A 25,483-nucleotide genomic window follows, 5' to 3' on the forward strand; every position below is an offset into this window, starting at 1 on the left:
CACTAAACAACTTAAAATCAGCATGCATATCAGCAAAAAATATACCAGATTAGTAAGCAGAAGCCTAAATCAGTTCACTTCAACTATCTTACACGGTGCAGATTAAAGCGCAGATGTTACATAAGAGAGTGATGATTATCAATCAGTTACATGATATTACTTAAGCACATTACAAAAATTTACAATGCACACCTACATGATATTTTTATTGAATAAGCCATTTTTAATGATAACAAGTAGCTGAATATTACGTCTCAACAACTTGAGCTATGACAAAAAAGTGTCTGCTTTTTGACACATTAAATGATTTTTAATCATGCCAGACTTTATTAGAAAGAAATAAACATGATGATATTCCGACAAATTCTGCTTAAAAAATAAAAAGACCTTTAGTGACATGATGTCACTAAAGGTCTTAGGTTGAAGCAGTTAAAATTAATGCTGGTGTTATCGAATGATTAATCCGTGATTAATTTTTGATTATCTATCAGATTCTGAATCACTTGCTGGTCATTTGTATAAGAACCAACCAAATCAACATTCTGTAGGGTAATCGTTTGCACTTCAGCGGCTGGGTTGTAGCCATTATTGAAACTACCATTGCTACTGATATGTACGACTGTATCAGTACCCACTTTTTCAAAATGTAGATAGTTCTGTAAGTTAGCACCAACACCATCACCAATTTCACCTTGCAATAAATCGCGTAAATCTAATTTATCGCCATTCGCTGTTGTGTCGAAGTCGGTAATCACATCAGTAACCGGTGTACCAGGCGCACTCACATCCGCAAGTGACCATTTAAATACATCGGCACCTAAACCACCCGTCAAGGTGTCGCTACCAGTACCACCAATTAAAGTATCGTTGCCAGTACCACCATTTAAGATGTCATTACCTGAACCACCTTCAAGACGATCTGCTCCGCTACCGCCCAACAATGTATCGTTGCCAGCACCGCCAAGTAGCACATCGTTACCGGCGCCGCCAATCAAGGTATCGTTAGTATTGCCACCAATGAGGATTTCATCACCGTCGCCACCAGTAATGGTATTACCCACCACATTGTAAACAGTGGCTGATGCTGAGCTAGCAACACCGCTTTCGGTAACCGTATACTCAAAACTACCGCTTTCTGACATTGGGCCAACGATATCAGTCAAGGTTAAGACTAAGTTATAGCTCGTGTCTGTGGTACCTACTGTTTGCATACGAATAAAGTACTCACCAGACTCAGGCGCGGTAAAATAGCCATTTGGCGCCAAGGTAGTACCTGAGCCAGTAGTGCCTACGGTAAATGTCTGCAATACACCATTTGCATCAAAGTATTCTACAAATGCATTCACCCCTTGCGTTTGACTATCAACGTCAATAAACACACGCTCGCCGGCATACATTTTCACTTTAACGTAATCTACATCACGCGTGCCGCTACCACTATTATCGAGCAAGCCACTAAACACGATAGAGCTGCCACCTGCCACATCTACCGCCCAAGTTGGTGTTCCAGAAACTACGGTACCAAATTTACTGCGATCGGTTAAATCGACAGCATTCTCTCGGGTACTATTTTGCGTTTGCGATGTAGAGTCAAAAGACGCTTCTGTAACGACTTGGATCGTTTTTGCCGCAACAGCATTGGCGGTAAATTGCACGGTGTTTGTACCGCTTACCGTGCCATTAACGGCATTCTGCGTGCTAGTAATCGCGCCTGTGCCACGCAAGCTATCATTATGAAGTAACGCCGCTGCAGAAACGCTAATTGGTGAGCCCGTAACCACGTTCGTCAAAATCGTATCAGCGTTAGGATCTAAATTGGCAACGTAATTTAGATTAATATTGAGATTGATACTCTTCGTATCACCATCCCCATCAACCGCGGTAACAAAGAATGACTCTTGCTCATTTTGTACTGTTTTATTGAGCAACAAGTGATAGCTATACTCCCCTGTCAGGTAATTTACAGTTAACTCACCACCTTTGTTAGTCCCAATAGTGATAGTACTTGGACCGCTCGCACTGTAAGCATAGGTGACGCCATCAACGACCACACTATTCAACCTGCCGCCATCAGCGCCCAGTAGGAAACCACTAGTGCCGCTACCTGATAGCACAGAGAGGCTGCCGACCACAACACCGCCGTCCACCGTAGACAATAGAGTATCAGCAAGATCAGCCGGGTTATCGACACGAATTGCATAGTCTTCAGTACCATTGCCATCAGCATCCACATTAGGGTAGGCAATTGGAGTGAGTGAGCTCAATGCAGCAGTACCGATACCAATACCAAAGGAGATATTGCCATTGGCGGCAACAAAGTTTTGCCACTGTGTTTGTAAAGTTGTGTCAACTTCATAACCTGCATTTGGCTGACCATCCGTAATGAAGTAGAACAATGTTTTGTCTGCAACTGGCTGTGTAAATCCAGACATGGTTTCATTGAGCGCAGTTGAATATTGCGTACCGCCGCCTGCTTGAACATTGTCTACATATCGCACCGCGCCAGTAACGTTATCAATGTACCATTCGCTTTCCACCGCATCAGACGAGAAGCTAACAATCTTAACGTTGACGTTACCCAAGCCATCATAACGCGCAATTAACTGTGCAATCGCCTCTTTAGCAATTTCCAGACGGTTAGTACTTGCATCATAACCAGATTGATTAGACCATAAGCCATTAGCATCTTGCGCCATACTACCAGAGCGGTCTAACACAATCACCACGTTAAAGGTAAGCGCTGATGTTGCCGCCTGTAGTGTTTGCGTAATATTGCCGCCCACTGGCACATCATCAACAACATTGACTGTCAGGTTAGCATTGGTGGTTTGACCCGTAACACTATCTGTAAGCACATAGCTAAAGGTAGGCTTATCGTTAACACCCTCTGTTGTAGCAGCACTTAGCGTGTAAGTGTACGCACCAGTGCTGGCATTCACCACCAGAGTACCAGTAGCATTGGTAACAGTAATAGTGCCGCTAGTAGGCGTTACACCATTAATGCTAGTGATTGTGGTGGTGGTGCTGATACCTGCATCATTCACAAGCAAGTTACCACTTGCTGTTGTGGCTAGCACACCAGCTTGTGTTCCTGTCGACAAGCCAGACTCGTACACAGTTGCACTATCGGCAACAGCAGTTGGATTACCGTTGGTGCTGACCGTTAACGTTGTGGTTGAAGTGCTACCGTCAGCATCTGTTAGCGTATAGGTAAATTGATCTGGTGTAACGACAGTGAGATCAGGCGTTGCAGTTAAGCCATTTACACGGAAATTAGCAGAGCTTGATCCAGAAAGTACTATGTACTGAAAAGCAACCGTACTGGTGATTGTATTAGTTGCGATGCTAGTGCTGTTACCTGTAATGGTACCAGATGCCACCAGCGCGCCGCTAGCATCATAGGCTCGCCACTGTGCAGTTTCGCTCGCAGTCAAATCTGTCAATGTGATATTTGTATTACGGCTTAACATACCTAGGTTAAGCACTAAATGTTCACCATTTTCAATACGAGAAATATTGCTTTGATTTGATGCACTTCCAGACAACGTAGTTTCCACTCCAATACCGTCATTATTACTATTTGAGTTATCACTAAGTCGCACGATGTTGGATGCAGCAGCGGTCAACGCACTTAATGTAAGCGTATTGTTACTATTTGTCAGTGGCGAGCTACCATCAAAACCAAACGCACTAATACCAGCACTATTCCAGTTTGCAACAGTACTTGCTGTATTGCTTGGCGATACTGGCACCACTTTATTCTGATAACTAGAGGTGTAAGTGTAACTGCCAGTTTCATTGATGAGTAAGGTACCATTGCTGGTAACGATACTGGTATTGCCCGCATTCAGACTATAAGTTGTACCATTAAATACAATGCTAGATACACGTGCAGTATCAGCACCAAGCGTATCAGCGCCTCCGGTATCACCTGCGCCAGTAATCACGTTACCTGTCACGCTAGCAGCATTATTCGTTGTAGGGTTACGTAAACCTACACCAACACTATCTGTGTCTATATTTGCCACTGGTGCAGAATCTGTAACATTCAGGCTTACTGTCGTCCAATTAGAAGTCAGACTACCATCAGAAGTGCGGTACACAAAACTATCTACATCGGAGATGGCATCTGCATGGTTACGTACTGGTGCAGTATAAGTAAATGTGCCATTTGCATTCATCACAACCGTGCCGCCTAAGGCTGTAGTAATTGAGTTTGTACCATTGGCGCTAGTTGCAGTAGCGCCACTATTCGTAGCAAACTGAGCAACCGTCAGTGTAGCTGAATCAACATCAGTGTCATTGGCAAGAATATTGCCACGAACAACCGTTGCCCCTTCCACCACACTATTCGCGCCGTTAAATACATCCGCAACACCTACAGGCGCATCATTGACCGGCGTGACGGTGATACTGAGCGTACTGCTGCTTCCAGTGTTCACGATGTAGGTCGCAACTGGTACGTTACCGTTGTAATTTGGTACCGGAGTAAAGATATAATTACCGTTTGCGGCAATAGTCAGAGTGCCCACACCGCTGATAGTGGCGATTTGACCTGCTGCAAAGCTGCCGTTCACACCAGCAATCGTAAAGCTGCTTACAGTAAGTGCATTATCTACGTCAGTGTCGTTGCTGAGCACGTTGCCAGTTGCTGGATTATCTTCATTCACAGTATTAGTATCTGCAACCAGTACGCTTGGATCATCTAGCGGATTAACAGTAATCACCTGATTCGCTGTTGCGGTGTTGATACCATCGGTAATCACATACGGGAAGCTTACCGTGCCATTAAAATTCGCCGTAGGCGTGAAAGTAATGACGCCTGTAACGCTTACATTCACAGCTCCGCCGGTCACTGCAATCAACTGTGCTACACCCGGCGTGAGTGCAGTGCCATTGATACTTTGGATTGTTGGCGTTGTGCCATCCGGATCAGTGTCATTAGCCAACGGTGTTAGTGTGATGGCTGCACCATCTTCATTCATCGTATATGTATCACTAACCGCTACAACAGGTTCATTGACATTAGTCTCGTTAAGCGTGATGGTGGCGTTACGGCTGTTGCCTGCAGCGTCACGTACTGTAATACCATAGTTGCCAGTGTTGGTGCCTTGTTCGAAGTCGTTAACGCCAGATGCAGCGCCCGCGGCAGTCAGGGTGACCACGCCAGCGTTGCTGATTTGGTAGTAGCCATCAGCACTGGTGTTGGTGCCAGTCGAGCTAAAGCTGTAGCCAGTAACACCGACGTTGTCGGAAGCGACCACGGTCGCAACCGTAGCACCAGCAGCGCGGTTTTCTGCATAAGAGAAGGTTTGGTTGGCCACCACAGGTGAGGTGTCGTCCAGATCAGTCTCATTAAGCGTGATGGTAGCGTTACGGCTGTTGCCAGCAGCATCACGCACCGTAATGCCGTAGTTGCCAGTATTGGTGCCTTGTTCAAAGTCGTTAACGCCAGATGCAGTGCCCGCGGCAGTCAGCGTCACAACGCCAGCGTTGCTGATTTGGTAGAAACCGTCAGCACTTAAGTTGCTGCCAGTTGCGGTGAAACTATAGCCTGTTACACCTACGTTGTCAGAGGCCACCACGGTTGCCACCGTTGCGCCAGCAGCGCGATTTTCTGCATAAGAAAAGCTTTGGTTGGCAATTGTAGGCAGTGTGTTATCTACGCTGTAGCCTTCAGTGTCGCTCGCAGTCGCGGTGTTGCCAGCGGCATCGGTGGTGCTCACTGAGGCGTCGATGGTTTTGTCAGGGTCGGCCACGAGGTCTGCGCCTGCCACTGGGATGCTGAAGGTTAAACCTGCTTGTACTAGGCCGGTATAAGTGTTGCCGTTGATCACCAGGGTGACCACGTCGTTCACTTTGGCGTCGCCGCCTACCGTGCCGGTGATGTTGATGTTACCGGCCGCTTCGCCAGCATTGATGATGTCATCTGCTGTCACGTTAGGCGTTAAGGTGATGGTCGGTACTGGCGCTGCGGTGTCGATACCCACATTGTCAGAGCCGGCGGTGCCAGCGTTGCCGGCTGCGTTGGTGTAGCTGCCTGCAGCTACAGTCACGGTGCCGGTGCCTTCGAAGCCTGCATTGGCAGTAAAGGTGGCGGTAAATACTAATGGGTCTGCGGTGGCGACCAGGTTAGTGACGACGCCGCCTGTGCTGCTGATGTCAGTCAGCGTGAAGCCTACCGGCGCTTGGCTGAAGGTGAAGCTGACGTTAGATACGGTGTCTGCCACGTTGAGGTTGGCGTCAACGATGTTGACCACCACGCTTGGGCTGTTGGTGTCGACGCTGTAGCCTTCAGTGTCGCTCGCAGTCGCGGTGTTGCCAGCGGCATCGGTGGTGCTCACTGAGGCGTCGATGGTTTTGTCAGGGTCGGCCACGAGGTCTGCGCCTGCCACTGGGATGCTGAAGGTTAAACCTGCTTGTACTAGGCCGGTATAAGTGTTGCCGTTGATCACCAGGGTGACCACGTCGTTCACTTTGGCGTCGCCGCCTACCGTGCCGGTGATGTTGATGTTACCGGCCGCTTCGCCAGCATTGATGATGTCATCTGCTGTCACGTTAGGCGTTAAGGTGATGGTCGGTACTGGCGCTGCGGTGTCGATACCCACATTGTCAGAGCCGGCGGTGCCAGCGTTGCCGGCTGCGTTGGTGTAGCTGCCTGCAGCTACAGTCACGGTGCCGGTGCCTTCGAAGCCTGCATTGGCAGTAAAGGTGGCGGTAAATACTAATGGGTCTGCGGTGGCGACCAGGTTAGTGACGACGCCGCCTGTGCTGCTGATGTCAGTCAGCGTGAAGCCTACCGGCGCTTGGCTGAAGGTGAAGCTGACGTTAGATACGGTGTCTGCCACGTTGAGGTTGGCGTCAACGATGTTGACCACCACGCTTGGGCTGTTGGTGTCGACGCTGTAGCCTTCAGTGTCGCTCGCAGTCGCGGTGTTGCCAGCGGCATCGGTGGTGCTCACTGAGGCGTCGATGGTTTTGTCAGGGTCGGCCACGAGGTCTGCGCCTGCCACTGGGATGCTGAAGGTTAAACCTGCTTGTACTAGGCCGGTATAAGTGTTGCCGTTGATCACCAGGGTGACCACGTCGTTCACTTTGGCGTCGCCGCCTACCGTGCCGGTGATGTTGATGTTACCGGCCGCTTCGCCAGCATTGATGATGTCATCTGCTGTCACGTTAGGCGTTAAGGTGATGGTCGGTACTGGCGCTGCGGTGTCGATACCCACATTGTCAGAGCCGGCGGTGCCAGCGTTGCCGGCTGCGTTGGTGTAGCTGCCTGCAGCTACAGTCACGGTGCCGGTGCCTTCGAAGCCTGCATTGGCAGTAAAGGTGGCGGTAAATACTAATGGGTCTGCGGTGGCGACCAGGTTAGTGACGACGCCGCCTGTGCTGCTGATGTCAGTCAGCGTGAAGCCTACCGGCGCTTGGCTGAAGGTGAAGCTGACGTTAGATACGGTGTCTGCCACGTTGAGGTTGGCGTCAACGATGTTGACCACCACGCTTGGGCTGTTGGTGTCGACGCTGTAGCCTTCAGTGTCGCTCGCAGTCGCGGTGTTGCCAGCGGCATCGGTGGTGCTCACTGAGGCGTCGATGGTTTTGTCAGGGTCGGCCACGAGGTCTGCGCCTGCCACTGGGATGCTGAAGGTTAAACCTGCTTGTACTAGGCCGGTATAAGTGTTGCCGTTGATCACCAGGGTGACCACGTCGTTCACTTTGGCGTCGCCGCCTACCGTGCCGGTGATGTTGATGTTACCGGCCGCTTCGCCAGCATTGATGATGTCATCTGCTGTCACGTTAGGCGTTAAGGTGATGGTCGGTACTGGCGCTGCGGTGTCGATACCCACATTGTCAGAGCCGGCGGTGCCAGCGTTGCCGGCTGCGTTGGTGTAGCTGCCTGCAGCTACAGTCACGGTGCCGGTGCCTTCGAAGCCTGCATTGGCAGTAAAGGTGGCGGTAAATACTAATGGGTCTGCGGTGGCGACCAGGTTAGTGACGACGCCGCCTGTGCTGCTGATGTCAGTCAGCGTGAAGCCTACCGGCGCTTGGCTGAAGGTGAAGCTGACGTTAGATACGGTGTCTGCCACGTTGAGGTTGGCGTCAACGATGTTGACCACCACGCTTGGGCTGTTGGTGTCGACGCTGTAGCCTTCAGTGTCGCTCGCAGTCGCGGTGTTGCCAGCGGCATCGGTGGTGCTCACTGAGGCGTCGATGGTTTTGTCAGGGTCGGCCACGAGGTCTGCGCCTGCCACTGGGATGCTGAAGGTTAAACCTGCTTGTACTAGGCCGGTATAAGTGTTGCCGTTGATCACCAGGGTGACCACGTCGTTCACTTTGGCGTCGCCGCCTACCGTGCCGGTGATGTTGATGTTACCGGCCGCTTCGCCAGCATTGATGATGTCATCTGCTGTCACGTTAGGCGTTAAGGTGATGGTCGGTACTGGCGCTGCGGTGTCGATACCCACATTGTCAGAGCCGGCGGTGCCAGCGTTGCCGGCTGCGTTGGTGTAGCTGCCTGCAGCTACAGTCACGGTGCCGGTGCCTTCGAAGCCTGCATTGGCAGTAAAGGTGGCGGTAAATACTAATGGGTCTGCGGTGGCGACCAGGTTAGTGACGACGCCGCCTGTGCTGCTGATGTCAGTCAGCGTGAAGCCTACCGGCGCTTGGCTGAAGGTGAAGCTGACGTTAGATACGGTGTCTGCCACGTTGAGGTTGGCGTCAACGATGTTGACCACCACGCTTGGGCTGTTGGTGTCGACGCTGTAGCCTTCAGTGTCGCTCGCAGTCGCGGTGTTGCCAGCGGCATCGGTGGTGCTCACTGAGGCGTCGATGGTTTTGTCAGGGTCGGCCACGAGGTCTGCGCCTGCCACTGGGATGCTGAAGGTTAAACCTGCTTGTACTAGGCCGGTATAAGTGTTGCCGTTGATCACCAGGGTGACCACGTCGTTCACTTTGGCGTCGCCGCCTACCGTGCCGGTGATGTTGATGTTACCGGCCGCTTCGCCAGCATTGATGATGTCATCTGCTGTCACGTTAGGCGTTAAGGTGATGGTCGGTACTGGCGCTGCGGTGTCGATACCCACATTGTCAGAGCCGGCGGTGCCAGCGTTGCCGGCTGCGTTGGTGTAGCTGCCTGCAGCTACAGTCACGGTGCCGGTGCCTTCGAAGCCTGCATTGGCAGTAAAGGTGGCGGTAAATACTAATGGGTCTGCGGTGGCGACCAGGTTAGTGACGACGCCGCCTGTGCTGCTGATGTCAGTCAGCGTGAAGCCTACCGGCGCTTGGCTGAAGGTGAAGCTGACGTTAGATACGGTGTCTGCCACGTTGAGGTTGGCGTCAACGATGTTGACCACCACGCTTGGGCTGTTGGTGTCGACGCTGTAGCCTTCAGTGTCGCTCGCAGTCGCGGTGTTGCCAGCGGCATCGGTGGTGCTCACTGAGGCGTCGATGGTTTTGTCAGGGTCGGCCACGAGGTCTGCGCCTGCCACTGGGATGCTGAAGGTTAAACCTGCTTGTACTAGGCCGGTATAAGTGTTGCCGTTGATCACCAGGGTGACCACGTCGTTCACTTTGGCGTCGCCGCCTACCGTGCCGGTGATGTTGATGTTACCGGCCGCTTCGCCAGCATTGATGATGTCATCTGCTGTCACGTTAGGCGTTAAGGTGATGGTCGGTACTGGCGCTGCGGTGTCGATACCCACATTGTCAGAGCCGGCGGTGCCAGCGTTGCCGGCTGCGTTGGTGTAGCTGCCTGCAGCTACAGTCACGGTGCCGGTGCCTTCGAAGCCTGCATTGGCAGTAAAGGTGGCGGTAAATACTAATGGGTCTGCGGTGGCGACCAGGTTAGTGACGACGCCGCCTGTGCTGCTGATGTCAGTCAGCGTGAAGCCTACCGGCGCTTGGCTGAAGGTGAAGCTGACGTTAGATACGGTGTCTGCCACGTTGAGGTTGGCGTCAACGATGTTGACCACCACGCTTGGGCTGTTGGTGTCGACGCTGTAGCCTTCAGTGTCGCTCGCAGTCGCGGTGTTGCCAGCGGCATCGGTGGTGCTCACTGAGGCGTCGATGGTTTTGTCAGGGTCGGCCACGAGGTCTGCGCCTGCCACTGGGATGCTGAAGGTTAAACCTGCTTGTACTAGGCCGGTATAAGTGTTGCCGTTGATCACCAGGGTGACCACGTCGTTCACTTTGGCGTCGCCGCCTACCGTGCCGGTGATGTTGATGTTACCGGCCGCTTCGCCAGCATTGATGATGTCATCTGCTGTCACGTTAGGCGTTAAGGTGATGGTCGGTACTGGCGCTGCGGTGTCGATACCCACATTGTCAGAGCCGGCGGTGCCAGCGTTGCCGGCTGCGTTGGTGTAGCTGCCTGCAGCTACAGTCACGGTGCCGGTGCCTTCGAAGCCTGCATTGGCAGTAAAGGTGGCGGTAAATACTAATGGGTCTGCGGTGGCGACCAGGTTAGTGACGACGCCGCCTGTGCTGCTGATGTCAGTCAGCGTGAAGCCTACCGGCGCTTGGCTGAAGGTGAAGCTGACGTTAGATACGGTGTCTGCCACGTTGAGGTTGGCGTCAACGATGTTGACCACCACGCTTGGGCTGTTGGTGTCGACGCTGTAGCCTTCAGTGTCGCTCGCAGTCGCGGTGTTGCCAGCGGCATCGGTGGTGCTCACTGAGGCGTCGATGGTTTTGTCAGGGTCGGCCACGAGGTCTGCGCCTGCCACTGGGATGCTGAAGGTTAAACCTGCTTGTACTAGGCCGGTATAAGTGTTGCCGTTGATCACCAGGGTGACCACGTCGTTCACTTTGGCGTCGCCGCCTACCGTGCCGGTGATGTTGATGTTACCGGCCGCTTCGCCAGCATTGATGATGTCATCTGCTGTCACGTTAGGCGTTAAGGTGATGGTCGGTACTGGCGCTGCGGTGTCGATACCCACATTGTCAGAGCCGGCGGTGCCAGCGTTGCCGGCTGCGTTGGTGTAGCTGCCTGCAGCTACAGTCACGGTGCCGGTGCCTTCGAAGCCTGCATTGGCAGTAAAGGTGGCGGTAAATACTAATGGGTCTGCGGTGGCGACCAGGTTAGTGACGACGCCGCCTGTGCTGCTGATGTCAGTCAGCGTGAAGCCTACCGGCGCTTGGCTGAAGGTGAAGCTGACGTTAGATACGGTGTCTGCCACGTTGAGGTTGGCGTCAACGATGTTGACCACCACGCTTGGGCTGTTGGTGTCGACGCTGTAGCCTTCAGTGTCGCTCGCAGTCGCGGTGTTGCCAGCGGCATCGGTGGTGCTCACTGAGGCGTCGATGGTTTTGTCAGGGTCGGCCACGAGGTCTGCGCCTGCCACTGGGATGCTGAAGGTTAAACCTGCTTGTACTAGGCCGGTATAAGTGTTGCCGTTGATCACCAGGGTGACCACGTCGTTCACTTTGGCGTCGCCGCCTACCGTGCCGGTGATGTTGATGTTACCGGCCGCTTCGCCAGCATTGATGATGTCATCTGCTGTCACGTTAGGCGTTAAGGTGATGGTCGGTACTGGCGCTGCGGTGTCGATACCCACATTGTCAGAGCCGGCGGTGCCAGCGTTGCCGGCTGCGTTGGTGTAGCTGCCTGCAGCTACAGTCACGGTGCCGGTGCCTTCGAAGCCTGCATTGGCAGTAAAGGTGGCGGTAAATACTAATGGGTCTGCGGTGGCGACCAGGTTAGTGACGACGCCGCCTGTGCTGCTGATGTCAGTCAGCGTGAAGCCTACCGGCGCTTGGCTGAAGGTGAAGCTGACGTTAGATACGGTGTCTGCCACGTTGAGGTTGGCGTCAACGATGTTGACCACCACGCTTGGGCTGTTGGTGTCGACGCTGTAGCCTTCAGTGTCGCTCGCAGTCGCGGTGTTGCCAGCGGCATCGGTGGTGCTCACTGAGGCGTCGATGGTTTTGTCAGGGTCGGCCACGAGGTCTGCGCCTGCCACTGGGATGCTGAAGGTTAAACCTGCTTGTACTAGGCCGGTATAAGTGTTGCCGTTGATCACCAGGGTGACCACGTCGTTCACTTTGGCGTCGCCGCCTACCGTGCCGGTGATGTTGATGTTACCGGCCGCTTCGCCAGCATTGATGATGTCATCTGCTGTCACGTTAGGCGTTAAGGTGATGGTCGGTACTGGCGCTGCGGTGTCGATACCCACATTGTCAGAGCCGGCGGTGCCAGCGTTGCCGGCTGCGTTGGTGTAGCTGCCTGCAGCTACAGTCACGGTGCCGGTGCCTTCGAAGCCTGCATTGGCAGTAAAGGTGGCGGTAAATACTAATGGGTCTGCGGTGGCGACCAGGTTAGTGACGACGCCGCCTGTGCTGCTGATGTCAGTCAGCGTGAAGCCTACCGGCGCTTGGCTGAAGGTGAAGCTGACGTTAGATACGGTGTCTGCCACGTTGAGGTTGGCGTCAACGATGTTGACCACCACGCTTGGGCTGTTGGTGTCGACGCTGTAGCCTTCAGTGTCGCTCGCAGTCGCGGTGTTGCCAGCGGCATCGGTGGTGCTCACTGAGGCGTCGATGGTTTTGTCAGGGTCGGCCACGAGGTCTGCGCCTGCCACTGGGATGCTGAAGGTTAAACCTGCTTGTACTAGGCCGGTATAAGTGTTGCCGTTGATCACCAGGGTGACCACGTCGTTCACTTTGGCGTCGCCGCCTACCGTGCCGGTGATGTTGATGTTACCGGCCGCTTCGCCAGCATTGATGATGTCATCTGCTGTCACGTTAGGCGTTAAGGTGATGGTCGGTACTGGCGCTGCGGTGTCGATACCCACATTGTCAGAGCCGGCGGTGCCAGCGTTGCCGGCTGCGTTGGTGTAGCTGCCTGCAGCTACAGTCACGGTGCCGGTGCCTTCGAAGCCTGCATTGGCAGTAAAGGTGGCGGTAAATACTAATGGGTCTGCGGTGGCGACCAGGTTAGTGACGACGCCGCCTGTGCTGCTGATGTCAGTCAGCGTGAAGCCTACCGGCGCTTGGCTGAAGGTGAAGCTGACGTTAGATACGGTGTCTGCCACGTTGAGGTTGGCGTCAACGATGTTGACCACCACGCTTGGGCTGTTGGTGTCGACGCTGTAGCCTTCAGTGTCGCTCGCAGTCGCGGTGTTGCCAGCGGCATCGGTGGTGCTCACTGAGGCGTCGATGGTTTTGTCAGGGTCGGCCACGAGGTCTGCGCCTGCCACTGGGATGCTGAAGGTTAAACCTGCTTGTACTAGGCCGGTATAAGTGTTGCCGTTGATCACCAGGGTGACCACGTCGTTCACTTTGGCGTCGCCGCCTACCGTGCCGGTGATGTTGATGTTACCGGCCGCTTCGCCAGCATTGATGATGTCATCTGCTGTCACGTTAGGCGTTAAGGTGATGGTCGGTACTGGCGCTGCGGTGTCGATACCCACATTGTCAGAGCCGGCGGTGCCAGCGTTGCCGGCTGCGTTGGTGTAGCTGCCTGCAGCTACAGTCACGGTGCCGGTGCCTTCGAAGCCTGCATTGGCAGTAAAGGTGGCGGTAAATACTAATGGGTCTGCGGTGGCGACCAGGTTAGTGACGACGCCGCCTGTGCTGCTGATGTCAGTCAGCGTGAAGCCTACCGGCGCTTGGCTGAAGGTGAAGCTGACGTTAGATACGGTGTCTGCCACGTTGAGGTTGGCGTCAACGATGTTGACCACCACGCTTGGGCTGTTGGTGTCGACGCTGTAGCCTTCAGTGTCGCTCGCAGTCGCGGTGTTGCCAGCGGCATCGGTGGTGCTCACTGAGGCGTCGATGGTTTTGTCAGGGTCGGCCACGAGGTCTGCGCCTGCCACTGGGATGCTGAAGGTTAAACCTGCTTGTACTAGGCCGGTATAAGTGTTGCCGTTGATCACCAGGGTGACCACGTCGTTCACTTTGGCGTCGCCGCCTACCGTGCCGGTGATGTTGATGTTACCGGCCGCTTCGCCAGCATTGATGATGTCATCTGCTGTCACGTTAGGCGTTAAGGTGATGGTCACACCATTGTTGTCAACGATGGTGGCAGTCCCCAGACCAAATCTTGCCGTCCCGTCGGGAAGTGTCGCCGAGACTTGAACGCGTACAGTTTCGTTCGGCTCGAAATTGGCATCCTCAACGCTCTTATAGCTCACAAAGAATTGGGTAACGCCACCCGGCAAGACAAAGCCCTCGTTCGGAGCCTGAACCAACAATACTTCATTACCCAAGGCATCTATGTAATATGCCTTTAACGTACTCGGATCGAAATCCGCAAACGCTGTAGCAGTAGCACCAGAACTGGTCGGAAGCAATTTCAGTACCGCATCAGGATCGATGTCGTTTAGCGTAACCGCGAAAACAACGTCACTCCCTTCCGGGTTAATTTGCCCCTGGATCCGGATCCCATCATTATCATAAATACGAATCGATGCTTCTGGATCTCCCAACACAGCATTGGGAGAAACATCAGTAAGGTTCACCTTCAAAAATTCGATGTTTTCCACCAATGTATCATCAATAATTGGCACTCTAATCTGGACACTGTTCTGACCTGCTGGAATTACAATTGATGCGTTGACTATCGGCGTATAGTCTAGTCCTGCGGTTGCACTCAAATCTGCTGTTTCGTACCAAACAGTCACGTCCTCCGCAAAAGTGATCCGATTCATATCTGCGTCTACCAGATACACGGTAAGCACAGCCTCTCCGTCCTCTTCGCTCACTATCGCAAAGTTAATCTCAACGATCGGCTTGGTGCTACTAGGATCATTATCAATAATTCCCGGCTGTAACCTTTCCGTATAGAAGTTATCACCTTCGACCAGCATGTCAATTAACTCAACACCCTGCAGAATACCATTGTGCGTAACTTCTCTACCGCTCACACCTACTTCGTTGTAGGGATCATCAAAAATCGGAATCCGTATAATGACTTCTTGGTTATTAGCACTCAGATTGAAGGCAAACAGCGGTAACGGTTTGTCATAATCATCTCGCGTGTAATTACCAATAACCTGCATTTCCTGCCAAGTCGCACCACCGTCATTGGAATACAGAATTGGCACATTGAAGTCGTCAGAATATTCGGCAATACCGAGCCCATCTTCCGGCGAAAATTTAACTGTAAGTTGCTGATCTACATCAAAAGCTAATGTGCTCTTGATCGTGAACTCCGTATAACCAGCATCTTCAGGCACATCTGCAATGTCAGCGGACAGATGTGATTTATAGGTATCTAGCGTGCTAGATGTTACGTCACGGAAAACCGTCCAGTCCTCTACGCGGTAATCAACCTTTAGGTTCTCAATATCATATGGAGTAATGCCTGCGTTAAGATTAAGAGTATAGGTTTTATCTCCATTATCAACCAACTCACCTACGCCAGCTGAACCTGCAGCCAACCTCACTTGACTCACTATTAAGTTTTCTACTTTACTTTGATGTCCTATTGCTCCTGCAAGCAAATCGGCGGCATTAAATGTAATAGTACCGTTCGCTTCATTAAAATTATATTTAATGACCCCACCCGGGATCTCCAACTGATCAGCCTGCCTCGACTCGAATTCAGTAGGAGTGCGATTGCCAGCCAAATCTTGGATGGTATCAACAACGTGCTGCATCGCCACTGTTTCAAAAACATTGTTACCGCTGGCATCCCTTTCACTATCTGCCGTAAACTCAACATTCGCAAAAGCCAGAGCTCTTGACAGTTCCACCTTGTCAGATGTCGCCATATTCAGATTGATATAGGTAGCAAATAAATCCCGAATGGATTGAGAGATATTGATATTATCGGCAAAACTGCCTGTACTATTTACTATGTCATTGGTACGCAAAACCCCGTCAATTGGGTTGGAGTCCTGCAAGCCAGCATCCAACGCCTGCAGAAGAATTGCCATATTTTCCACATACATACTGTTAGCATCAGATAGCGAAGTACCAGCAATATCTTGCAGGAATAATATATCCCCATGAATAGCATCTGCACTGAATTGCCCAACAACGATATTGCCAATTTTGAAAGTGACTGTATCGCCTACTCTATAGTTAAACTGACCAGCAATACCAGTATCACCTGTAAGCCCACTCAGACCTGAAGATGTGGTGTAACTGACGCCATTAACAAAATTATCGGTAAATTTTGCGACTTTAACACTTTCATCAATCGTGCCAGCACCTCCACTACCATTTACACTACCGATTGCAAATTGAGCGTAAAGCACAGAATTAGGAGTCGTAAATTCAACATCCACGCGACCAGCACTTTCAAACTCAAAACTTATTGGTGTAACACTTTCAGTAATCCTTAATAAATCTACAAATCCAAACCCTTCCTCACTAACACCCACACCAGCGGCCGTCTCTTCTAAAACCTCATTAATATCTTTACCTTCTTCAACTGCTTTAATCACAGTATCAATAGTAGCTACATTAATTGCACTATCTGTGGCATCTGCCACGTAGGTATTAAGCATCGCATCATCAAATGCCACTAACTGCTCAGCAGCAATGTGAATGACCTGACCATTCGCCAATTGCAAGTCTACCTCAACACCAATACCTGTTTTAATCGTATCTGCAGTCTGAATGTTATCGCCTAATCTCAAATCACGTTGGTTGCCGTTATTTGAAATTAATGACGCAGTACCTGTCATTGCAATGATTTTGCCGATTAATGCCATGTTAATATCCTAAGAAATATTAGATGTTGCCGTTAAACTTTTATGAGCTGTTTAGCATTAAACACCTTAAGTTAGCTAAAACATATTGTACTAATGGCCAATACAAAGACCTGCTAGTTCAGCAAGTGTAAAAATCCAAGTCAGTTAGGGTATGATGCCTAAAAACCAATGTCGTTACGACATTAAATTTTGGAGCATGCGTGGCTGGTATCACTAACAAAACATTAGGCACACTGAGGTTGCAACTATGCATCGCTGTGATGATGTTTTTGTCATTGTTTTTTAGCTACATCGCAGCTGAAGGTTACGACTTCAACAAACTTGCCTCCCTAGCAAAGCAAAAATATGGGGATGAGGCTGCTAATGATTTCTTAGAGCTGCAACAACTCACCATTACACTCAAAAACGCAAGCGAAGCCGAAAAGCTCTCCCAAATTAATAACTTTTTTAACCAAAAAGTCATGTTTGCAGACGACGCCTACGTATGGGGACAATCGGATTACTGGGCAACACCGCTTGAGTCTTTAGGTTTGCATGCAGGCGACTGCGAAGACTTTAGCATTGCTAAATATATGTTTCTAAAAGCAGTTAACATCCCCAATGACAAACTAAGACTCACCTACGTTAGAGCTGAGCTTTTAGAAAATAATAGAAAAGTTGTCAAGGCACATATGGTGCTGAGCTACTATGCGACACCGCAATCAGAACCCCTCATTTTAGATAATCTGATACCGCAGATATCTCCAGCATCAAGCAGAAAAGACTTATCACCGGTATTTAGCTTTAACGATAAGGGGCTGTGGGTTGGCAATAGCGCAAAACCAAAATCAGACTCCCAATCCAACCTATCAAGATGGCGAGATGTACTAGCACGCATGCGCGCAGATGGAATTGAATAAATGAAAGTAAGGATGAACTTATGTCACTAATTAAACAATTGTGGTTAGCCATTATTTTAATTTTAGCCTTAGCGTCTAGCGGCAGCTTTATCTTAAGCACTTTATCTAGCAAACAATATCTAGAAAAGCAGCTACAGATGAAAAATAACGATAACGCAGTCACCCTCGCGCTATCGATGACCCAGCTACCCAAAGACCCCGTCACGCTGGACCTGCTACTTTCCGCACAGTTTGACTCTGGCTACTATCAATACATTGCGCTACTGGATGCTAATGGCAAGCCACTAAGCGAGCGCGTGAATAAAAACCTAAAAACCCACGCACCACAGTGGTTTATCAATGCTATCCCACTACAAGTAGAACCAGGCATCGCTGATATCCAAGAAGGCTGGGCACAGTTTGGCACATTAAAACTAGAAAGTAACACCACTTTTGCCTACAACAAACTATGGGATTCAACTATACAAATTGCACTGTGGGTGCTGCTAATCGGCTTAATTAGCTGCTACTTAGGTGGCCAGTTACTTAAAAAAATCCTAAAGCCGCTTGACGATGTAGTAGACCAAGCGCAGGCAATCGGTGAAAGCCGGTTCATTATGATTAATGTACCAAAAACTAAAGAGTTTAAGTCTGTAGTCAACGCCATGAACACCCTCTCCAACCGCGTAAAAAAGACCGTCACAGAAGAGTCCGCAAGGTTAGAAGAACTAAGATTTGATAACAACTTTGACCATGTAACAGGCTTAATGAACCATGATTACTTTGTTAAAAAAGTCAACGCCAGCATCAGCCACGAAGAATACTTCAATGAAGGTGTGATGGTAATTACCAGAATACTGAACATTGCAGAAATTGACCAGAAATTGGGTTACAAAGAAACCAATCAACTGCTAAAAACGATTGCGGATGCATTACAGCACTTATGTGAGCAAAACACCACGTTATCTGCCAGCCGACTAAGCGGTGCTGATTTTTCAGTGTTCTCAAACCAGCCCGCAGATTGCTACAGCCTTGGCACTAGCATCAACAGTGTATTTGAAAAAGTAAGCCATATTACAGGCCAAGATATCTTGGTCAACTTTCTCACCATCTCAGCACGGATCACCAAATCTGACAGTGCGGAACACATCATAAACTCGGTACATCACGTACTGGATGACATCGGCACCGAAGCTAGCAACAATTTACATGTCATCAATTCCGGTGAACTGAATCAATATCAGGACCACAATTTGCAAGAGTGGAAAAACCTACTCACTTCAGCACTGGATAACAAAAGAATCAAGCTAGAAAGCTACGCTGTGGTTAATCAAATGGGTGACTTAATCCACTACGAATCACCCGTCAGGTTACAGCTTGCCAGCGATGGAAAGTGGTTCTGCGCAGGGGAGTTCATCACATGGGCAGACAAGTTAGATTTAATTAATCGGGTAGATGAACTTGTATTACAAACAGCGGTTAATTCGCTAGCCAATGGCGCCATGCCTATCGGGCTCAACATCTCAGCCAGCGCCATTTGCAACCCAGCCTTTATTGATGCGGCAATGACTAGCATTAAGCAGCAAATTCAGATTGCAGATAAGCTATATTTTGAGGTACCTGAACAAAGCGCTTTTGATCATTTACCAGAGTTCAGAAAATTCTGCATCGCAGTAAAAGCGCTGGGCTGCAAAGTGGGTATAGAACATGTAGGCACACGCATCTCACGCTTGGGTGAGCTACATGATATTGGTTTAGACTACATTAAAATTGATGCGTCGGTGATTCGCGATATTAATAAAAATGAAGCTAATAAAACGCTACTAAGAGGCCTCTGCATGATTGCACATTCGATTGGCGTAATCGCCATTGCCGAAGGCGTACAAAACAACGATGAAATTAATGCACTGAAGCTACTGGGTATTGATGGAATGACAGGCCCAGGTATTTCGCTCTGAATTAAAGCCAGTCCGAGGTTAGAGCAACGCTAGGGTTAGGCTAAACTCAGGTTAAGCCTGATGCATAAGTTCGCGATGCTAGGTACGATTAAAACTAACAGCGCAAAACTTGGTGCCAGCTAGTGTGTATTGAGCATTAACGCTAGCTGCAATCGGTCTTTAGCACCTAAGCGTTCAAAAGTTGCAGCCAAATGTGCTTTAACGGTGCGCTCTGTAATATTCAGCAGCTTTGCCACCTCTTTATTACTCAAGCCTTTTGCCACCTCAACCGCTACCTCTCGTTCACGGCTGGTCAATTGGGCTAGCAAGCCACTTACGTAAGCCGGCTGATTGCCAGCCAATTTCGTAGAGGTTTCAATCAAACGTAGCAACAACTCCTGTCCCAACCATAAACCACCATGACCAATAACAGTCTTGATTTCCTTTAACATCGCAGGCGGTGAATAAGCATGCGCATAGCCCACTGCCCCAGCACTTAATGCAGCAAAGCAATCGGCTTGATTCGGTGTATTGGCCAATACCACAATCTTTGCGGATGAAAATTGATTGATAAGATTGGTAATCATGTGACTTAACCGATCCGGCTTTTCTTCATTCACATGTAACCAAAATAGCAATCCATCACAATCAACTGTGGCAGCATCTAACTTTTGAATGCTCTGCACAAAGTCCGTAATGATTTTTGACTCTGGAAATGCATCAACCCAATGACTAATGCGTTCAGATAAATTACTAACAAATATATCCCGCATCTATCTCTCACTGAAAGCGTATGATTTTGCTTTTAAAACTGGTTTTAACAAATAAGAAAGTATGGTTTTTTTACCAGTCATAATATCAACTTGCGCCACCATCCCCGGAATAATCGGCAGCCCCTTACCAAGATTAGATTTAAGCGTACGCACGCGTACAATATAGTAGGCATTACCTTTTTCATCCACAATAGAATCCGGTGAAATATTTTCCACTACCGCCTCTAATGCACCATAAATCGTGTAGTCGTAAGCAGTCAACTTGACTACGGCCGGCTGTAACAGGCTAATAAAAGCAATGTCTTTAATCTGTATTTTAGTCTCCAAGATTAAAGCATCATCCGTCGGCACCACCTCCAACACCTCTTTACCTGGCTGAATCACCCCGCCTACGGTATTGAAAAAGAGCCGACTTACTTTACCGTTAACCGGAGATTTCAGCGTGGATTGATTTACTTTATCTTTAAGTGAAACACTGACCTCAGAGACACTATTCAAACGTGCCGTAATATCATTTAATTCCGTACGCACCTTGCTTTGAAAGGTCTGCTGCACTTCAGAAACCTTGCGCCTCGCCTCACCAATCGAGCTCTCAATTCGGCTGATCTGGGCACGCGCTTGGTCAATATCACCTTTTGCTTTATTCGTTTCTCGCTCCAGCTTTAAAATATCAATCTCAGACACGGCACCGCTGGCTAACAAAGGCTTGTTTGCTGCAAGCTCGCGTTTAGAAGACTCATAGTTCTTTTCAGCAATTTCTTTGCGAAACTGCACTTCAAGCAACTCTTTTTCGCGCTGCACCATCTGATCACGCGCAATGGCAATCGCAGACGTCAACTCTTCTTTGCTGGAGTTATACAGCGCATATTCTTGGTCGTAGGTCTCAGGTACCTGCTTCTTCACCTCGTCAGGCGGGTTAAAGCTTGTACCTTCTGCCAATGCTCTCAGCCTATACTGCTTCGCTAAATATGCTAGATACTGAGATTGATTCTCGCGCAGTGAGGATACCGCACGTGTTTCATCAATACGAATCAATGGCGCACCTACCGCGACTGACTCACCTTCACTCACCAATATCTCTGAAACTATCCCGCCATCTAGTGATTGAATCACCTGCACTTGCTTAGATGGAATCACACGGCCATCACCACGCACTACCTCGTCTACCCGAGCAAAGAAAGCCCATAACATCAACAGCAGCATCAACGCCGCAATCGTATACAGAAGCAGCCTAGCCCTCACTGGCGTTTGCTCCAAAATCACCAAATCAGCCTCTTCGTGCCAAGGTAAATCTTCTTTGGTTTCAGTCGGCGTCCATTTATCCAAAAAGTAGTAAATAGGCTTGGTCAGCCAAGTTTGGCTTTTAAGGAAATGATTAATCGTCCCTAATTTTTTAAACAAGTCTTCACTCATAGCGCTTTACCAATCTTGCCGTTTCTTAATGCGTCAGTCACTTGTTCTTTGGCCCCATCAGCCACCACTCGCCCGGAATCAATCACGATGATACGATTCACTAACGCATAAAGTGATGAACGGTGCGAGATTAACAATAAAGTCTTGTTTTGGGTACTTTCAGCCAAGCGTGTCTTAATCGCGTCTTCGCCGGAATGATCCATGGCACTGGTAGGCTCATCCAATAACAATATTGCCGGCTTGTTAATAAAGGCACGAGCCACCCCTACCCCCTGCCGCTGTCCGCCAGACAAAGTTTCGCCACGCTCACCAATTAGCATATCAAAGCCTTTAGGATGCGAGTTTACAAACTCATCAATCCCACCAATCTGTGCTACAGCAATGACGGCAGCATCATCCACATGCGGTGCCGAAATCGTTATGTTGTCACGCATAGAACCATAAAACAATTGCGTATCTTGCTGCACATAACCAATACTACGTCGTAATTCTGCCGGATCAATTTGACGCGCGTCGATGCCATCAATCAACACAGCACCCTCTGTGGGCTGGTATAAGCCAAGAATCAATTTGTGTATAGTCGATTTGCCGGAGCCCATGCGCCCAAGAATTGCCACATGCTCACCCGCTTTAATTTTGAAAGAAACCTTAGTAAGTGCATTGCTTTCAGCACCTGGGTAGCTAAAGGAAACCTCTCTAAACTCAATATCGCCATTAAATACGGGCCTGGATAAAAAAGTACTATCGGCAGGACGCTCTACCGGTCTTTGCATAATTTCATCAAGAGAGTTGAGCGAGGTTGCCGCATTATGGTACTGCGTTAACAAACCTGCAGTTTGCGCAATCGGTACTAATGCGCGTGAAGCAAGCATGGTAGAAGCAATCAAGCCACCCATAGTCAGCTCGCCATTAATCACTAGATAAACGCCAAGAATCACCAAACTGACGGTGATTAATTGCTGCATAGTTGCAGCACCATTATTAATAGATGACGACAGCAAACGTAACTTGCTAGAAACCTCCGTTAAGAAATGCGCACTGTGCTCCCATTTACGCTGCATCTGCCCTTCAATCCCTAAAGCCTTCACTGTCTCCAAGCCCACCAAGCTCTCAATTAAGGTGGCGTTTCTGGTGGCGCTAGCACGGTACATTGTTTCAGATAAATCATGCATTTTGGTTTGCACGCTAAATGAGTAAATAAGAATCACCACTGCACCTAGCAGGACAGGAATGATCATCGGCCAAGAAATCCAAGCCATCACCCCGATAAAGATCAAACCAAACGGAATATCAATCAGGGTGGTAATGGTGGCAGAAGTAATGAAATCGCGCACAGTTTCAAACGAGCGCAAATTAGAAGCAAAAGACCCTACAGAATTTGGTCGCTGCTCTAAACGAATGCCCAACACCTGCTCCATAATACGTGCGGTAAGCTTAATGTCGATTCTGGTACTGGCCCAATCCAGAAAATAACCGCGCATGGTACGCAGCACCAGATCACCGATAAATATCAGTGAGATACCAAGCGCCATCACCCACAGGGTTTCTGTGGCGCGGTTAGGCAACACACGATCATAAACATTCATGGTGAACAGCGGCATGGCTAATGCAAACATATTAACCACAAATGCAGCCACCATGATATCTCGGTAAATACGGCTATTCTCCGCCAGAGAGCCCCAAAACCAATGTCGTACGGTGACCTTGCCAACACTAGGCGCACGCTGATCAAAAGTAAACCTGAGTTTAGCGACAATAAAATAGCCCGCGCTTCTGGCCATTAGCTCATCTAGGGGCACGGCAACCTCAGCGTCACCTAGCTCGGGGAAAATAACACCTGCGGACTTGCTCTCAAGATTTACATTGGTCACCACGCAAGCTTCATCATCCTTTAACAGCAAAATAGCCGGTAAAAATTCTTGCTTGGTTTTATCCAATGATTTTTTTAAAATAGTAGTGGCCAAATGCACGCGGCTTGCAGAGCGCTTCACTAATGCTGGCGTCATTTTTCCATCACGTAGCGGTAAACCTGCAGCCAGTGCATCGCGTGAAGTAGCTACACCATGCAAGCGGCAAACCAAGAGTAGACTCTCTAGCAATGTATCAACAACACCTTCACTAGCTAACTGGCTCACATCATCCTGGCGCATGAATTCACTTTCTTAGAATCAATTTTGATTACATTATGCTACGAATCTACGTATCGTACTAAGTATTAAGCGCTCACTACAATAGAAATAATGTTAAATATTATTAATTTCTAGAGGAATACGCACCTATCCATTCGGATGGTTGACAACAAACAACCGTGTGAATTTCGTTAATACAAGTTTTTAGGATATATCAGTAATGTTACTCAACCTAAAACTAGAGTGAGCCAACTGGAGGTCACACACGATTTTTTTGTTGCTCAGCTAATTCTTTCAGAAAGTCAGCAACATCCCACTCGCAACCACCGCAGCCAGAAAGCGCGCCAGTCCATTGCGAGATTGCTTCCATATCCATACCCCGCTCAAAGTACTTTTGCAGTTCGCCGCGCGTGGTGCCACTGCATTGGCACATAACCTCATCAGCAGCGCTATCATTCGGTGTATTCATGGATGAATATAGACTCAAAATTTTGTTGATTGCTTCATATTGTAACACTAGGCAGTTTAACGCTGAGACGACGTGGAGTGAAGATGGATTTTCTGATTCAGACTTAAATTCACACGCGTAAAAACAAAAACGGCGAATACATAACTGTATTCGCCGTTTTGCAGATGGAGCGGGAAACGAGGCTCGAACTCGCGACCTCAACCTTGGCAAGGTTGCGCTCTACCAGCTGAGCTATTCCCGCGATAAATCTATGCTAAAAACACTGGAGGCGCGAGCCGGAGTCGAACCGGCCTAAACGGCTTTGCAGGCCGCGGCATAACCGCTTTGCTATCGCGCCATTTCTAGCATTATTACTATACATCATAAAGTATTTATGATTGATTATAAAACCAAAAACCATACTTTTTAAAACTAAAACGGCGAAGCTATTATGCATTCGCCGTTTATTATTTGGAGCGGGAAACGAGGCTCGAACTCGCGACCTCAACCTTGGCAAGGTTGCGCTCTACCAGCTGAGCTATTCCCGCGTGTCGTTAAGACAGGCGCCATTATAGAGGGTTTGAAGATATCGTCAAGTACTAGATGCGCATTTTTTATTAAATTATTTGCGCTTAATTTTCGGCATCGCGGCACGTAAATAATAAGCCATTGATAGCAATGTCAAAAATGCCGCAATCACGATTAACACCTGTCCAAATAATTTTGTGGGGAATGTACCCACGTTCGCAATCTCTACACTGTCCCAATACAATAAAAATAAAATTGCCACCATTTGCACTGCTGTTTTCACCTTACCTATCATGGCAACACCTACGCTACTGCGCTGCCCTTCGCCCGCCATCCACTCACGCAATGCGCTAATGGCTATTTCACGGCCAATAATAATCAATGCCACCACCGCGCCTACACGCTCAAATTCAACCAATACAATTAGCGCAGCAGCCACCATCAACTTATCAGCGACCGGGTCTAAGAAAGCACCAAATGATGAAGTTTGGTTAAGTTTGCGTGCTAAGTAGCCATCCAGCCAATCGGTAAATGCAGCCACGGCAAAAATGGCAGTCGCAGTTAAATTGACCCAATGTGCAGGGATAGCCCCAAAAGCGTGTGGATTGGTTGGCAAATAGAAAATAACCACAAATACTGGTATCAGTAAGATACGTAGCCATGTCAGCATGGTTGGAATATTGCAAATCATAGAGTGATATCCAAAAAAGTAACGATTC

At 49.3% G+C, this 25,483-nt stretch carries 8 protein-coding genes and 3 tRNA genes; 2 read left to right on the forward strand and 9 right to left on the reverse strand.

Annotated features, from left to right (window positions below; genetic code table 11):
- Nucleotides 1-458: 458 nt before the first annotated feature.
- Entirely contained in the window at nt 459-16,658 is a 16,200-nt protein-coding gene (locus tag ACSSU7_RS05460) for an Ig-like domain-containing protein (RefSeq protein ID WP_492517698.1), read from the reverse strand.
- Nucleotides 16,659-16,858: 200 nt separating this feature from the next.
- Between ACSSU7_RS05460 and ACSSU7_RS05465 the strand changes: the two genes are divergently transcribed.
- Both ACSSU7_RS05465 and ACSSU7_RS05470 read left to right on the forward strand, forming a co-directional pair.
- Nucleotides 16,859-17,557 carry a transglutaminase-like cysteine peptidase gene (locus ACSSU7_RS05465; RefSeq protein ID WP_492517699.1) on the forward strand — a complete coding sequence of 233 codons (699 nt, stop codon included), beginning with the start codon at nt 16,859-16,861 and terminating at the stop codon, nt 17,555-17,557.
- A 20-nt stretch (nt 17,558-17,577) separates the two neighbouring features.
- Entirely contained in the window at nt 17,578-19,494 is a 1,917-nt protein-coding gene (locus ACSSU7_RS05470; RefSeq protein WP_492517700.1) for a bifunctional diguanylate cyclase/phosphodiesterase, read from the forward strand.
- A gap of 119 nt (nt 19,495-19,613) precedes the next feature.
- On the opposite strand, the gene ACSSU7_RS05475 is transcribed toward ACSSU7_RS05470, so the two are convergent.
- From ACSSU7_RS05475 to pgsA, 8 genes are all read right to left on the reverse strand, one after another.
- Entirely contained in the window at nt 19,614-20,246 is a 633-nt protein-coding gene (locus ACSSU7_RS05475; RefSeq protein ID WP_492517701.1) for a response regulator transcription factor, read from the reverse strand.
- A complete protein-coding gene (locus ACSSU7_RS05480) occupies nt 20,247-21,659 on the reverse strand; it encodes an HlyD family type I secretion periplasmic adaptor subunit (RefSeq protein WP_492517702.1) in 1,413 nt (470 codons plus the stop codon).
- Nucleotides 21,656-23,809: a type I secretion system permease/ATPase gene (locus ACSSU7_RS05485; RefSeq protein ID WP_492517703.1), complete on the reverse strand. Its 2,154-nt coding sequence runs from the start codon at nt 23,807-23,809 to the stop codon at nt 21,656-21,658. The genes ACSSU7_RS05480 and ACSSU7_RS05485 overlap by 4 nt, the downstream gene beginning before the upstream one ends.
- 238 nt (nt 23,810-24,047) lie before the next feature.
- A complete protein-coding gene (locus tag ACSSU7_RS05490) occupies nt 24,048-24,257 on the reverse strand; it encodes a (2Fe-2S)-binding protein (RefSeq protein ID WP_492517704.1) in 210 nt (69 codons plus the stop codon).
- Between the two features lie 165 nt (nt 24,258-24,422).
- Nucleotides 24,423-24,498, reverse strand: a tRNA-Gly gene (locus tag ACSSU7_RS05495).
- Between the two features lie 22 nt (nt 24,499-24,520).
- A tRNA-Cys gene (locus ACSSU7_RS05500) sits at nt 24,521-24,594 on the reverse strand.
- A gap of 114 nt (nt 24,595-24,708) precedes the next feature.
- Nucleotides 24,709-24,784 (reverse strand) — tRNA-Gly (locus tag ACSSU7_RS05505).
- A 74-nt stretch (nt 24,785-24,858) separates the two neighbouring features.
- On the reverse strand, nt 24,859-25,455 hold the full coding sequence (gene pgsA / locus ACSSU7_RS05510; protein ID WP_492517705.1) for a CDP-diacylglycerol--glycerol-3-phosphate 3-phosphatidyltransferase: 597 nt from the start codon (nt 25,453-25,455) through the stop codon (nt 24,859-24,861).
- Nucleotides 25,456-25,483 lie beyond the last annotated feature (28 nt).

This window comes from Methylotenera sp. E1MeOHC1 (genome assembly GCF_058745595.1).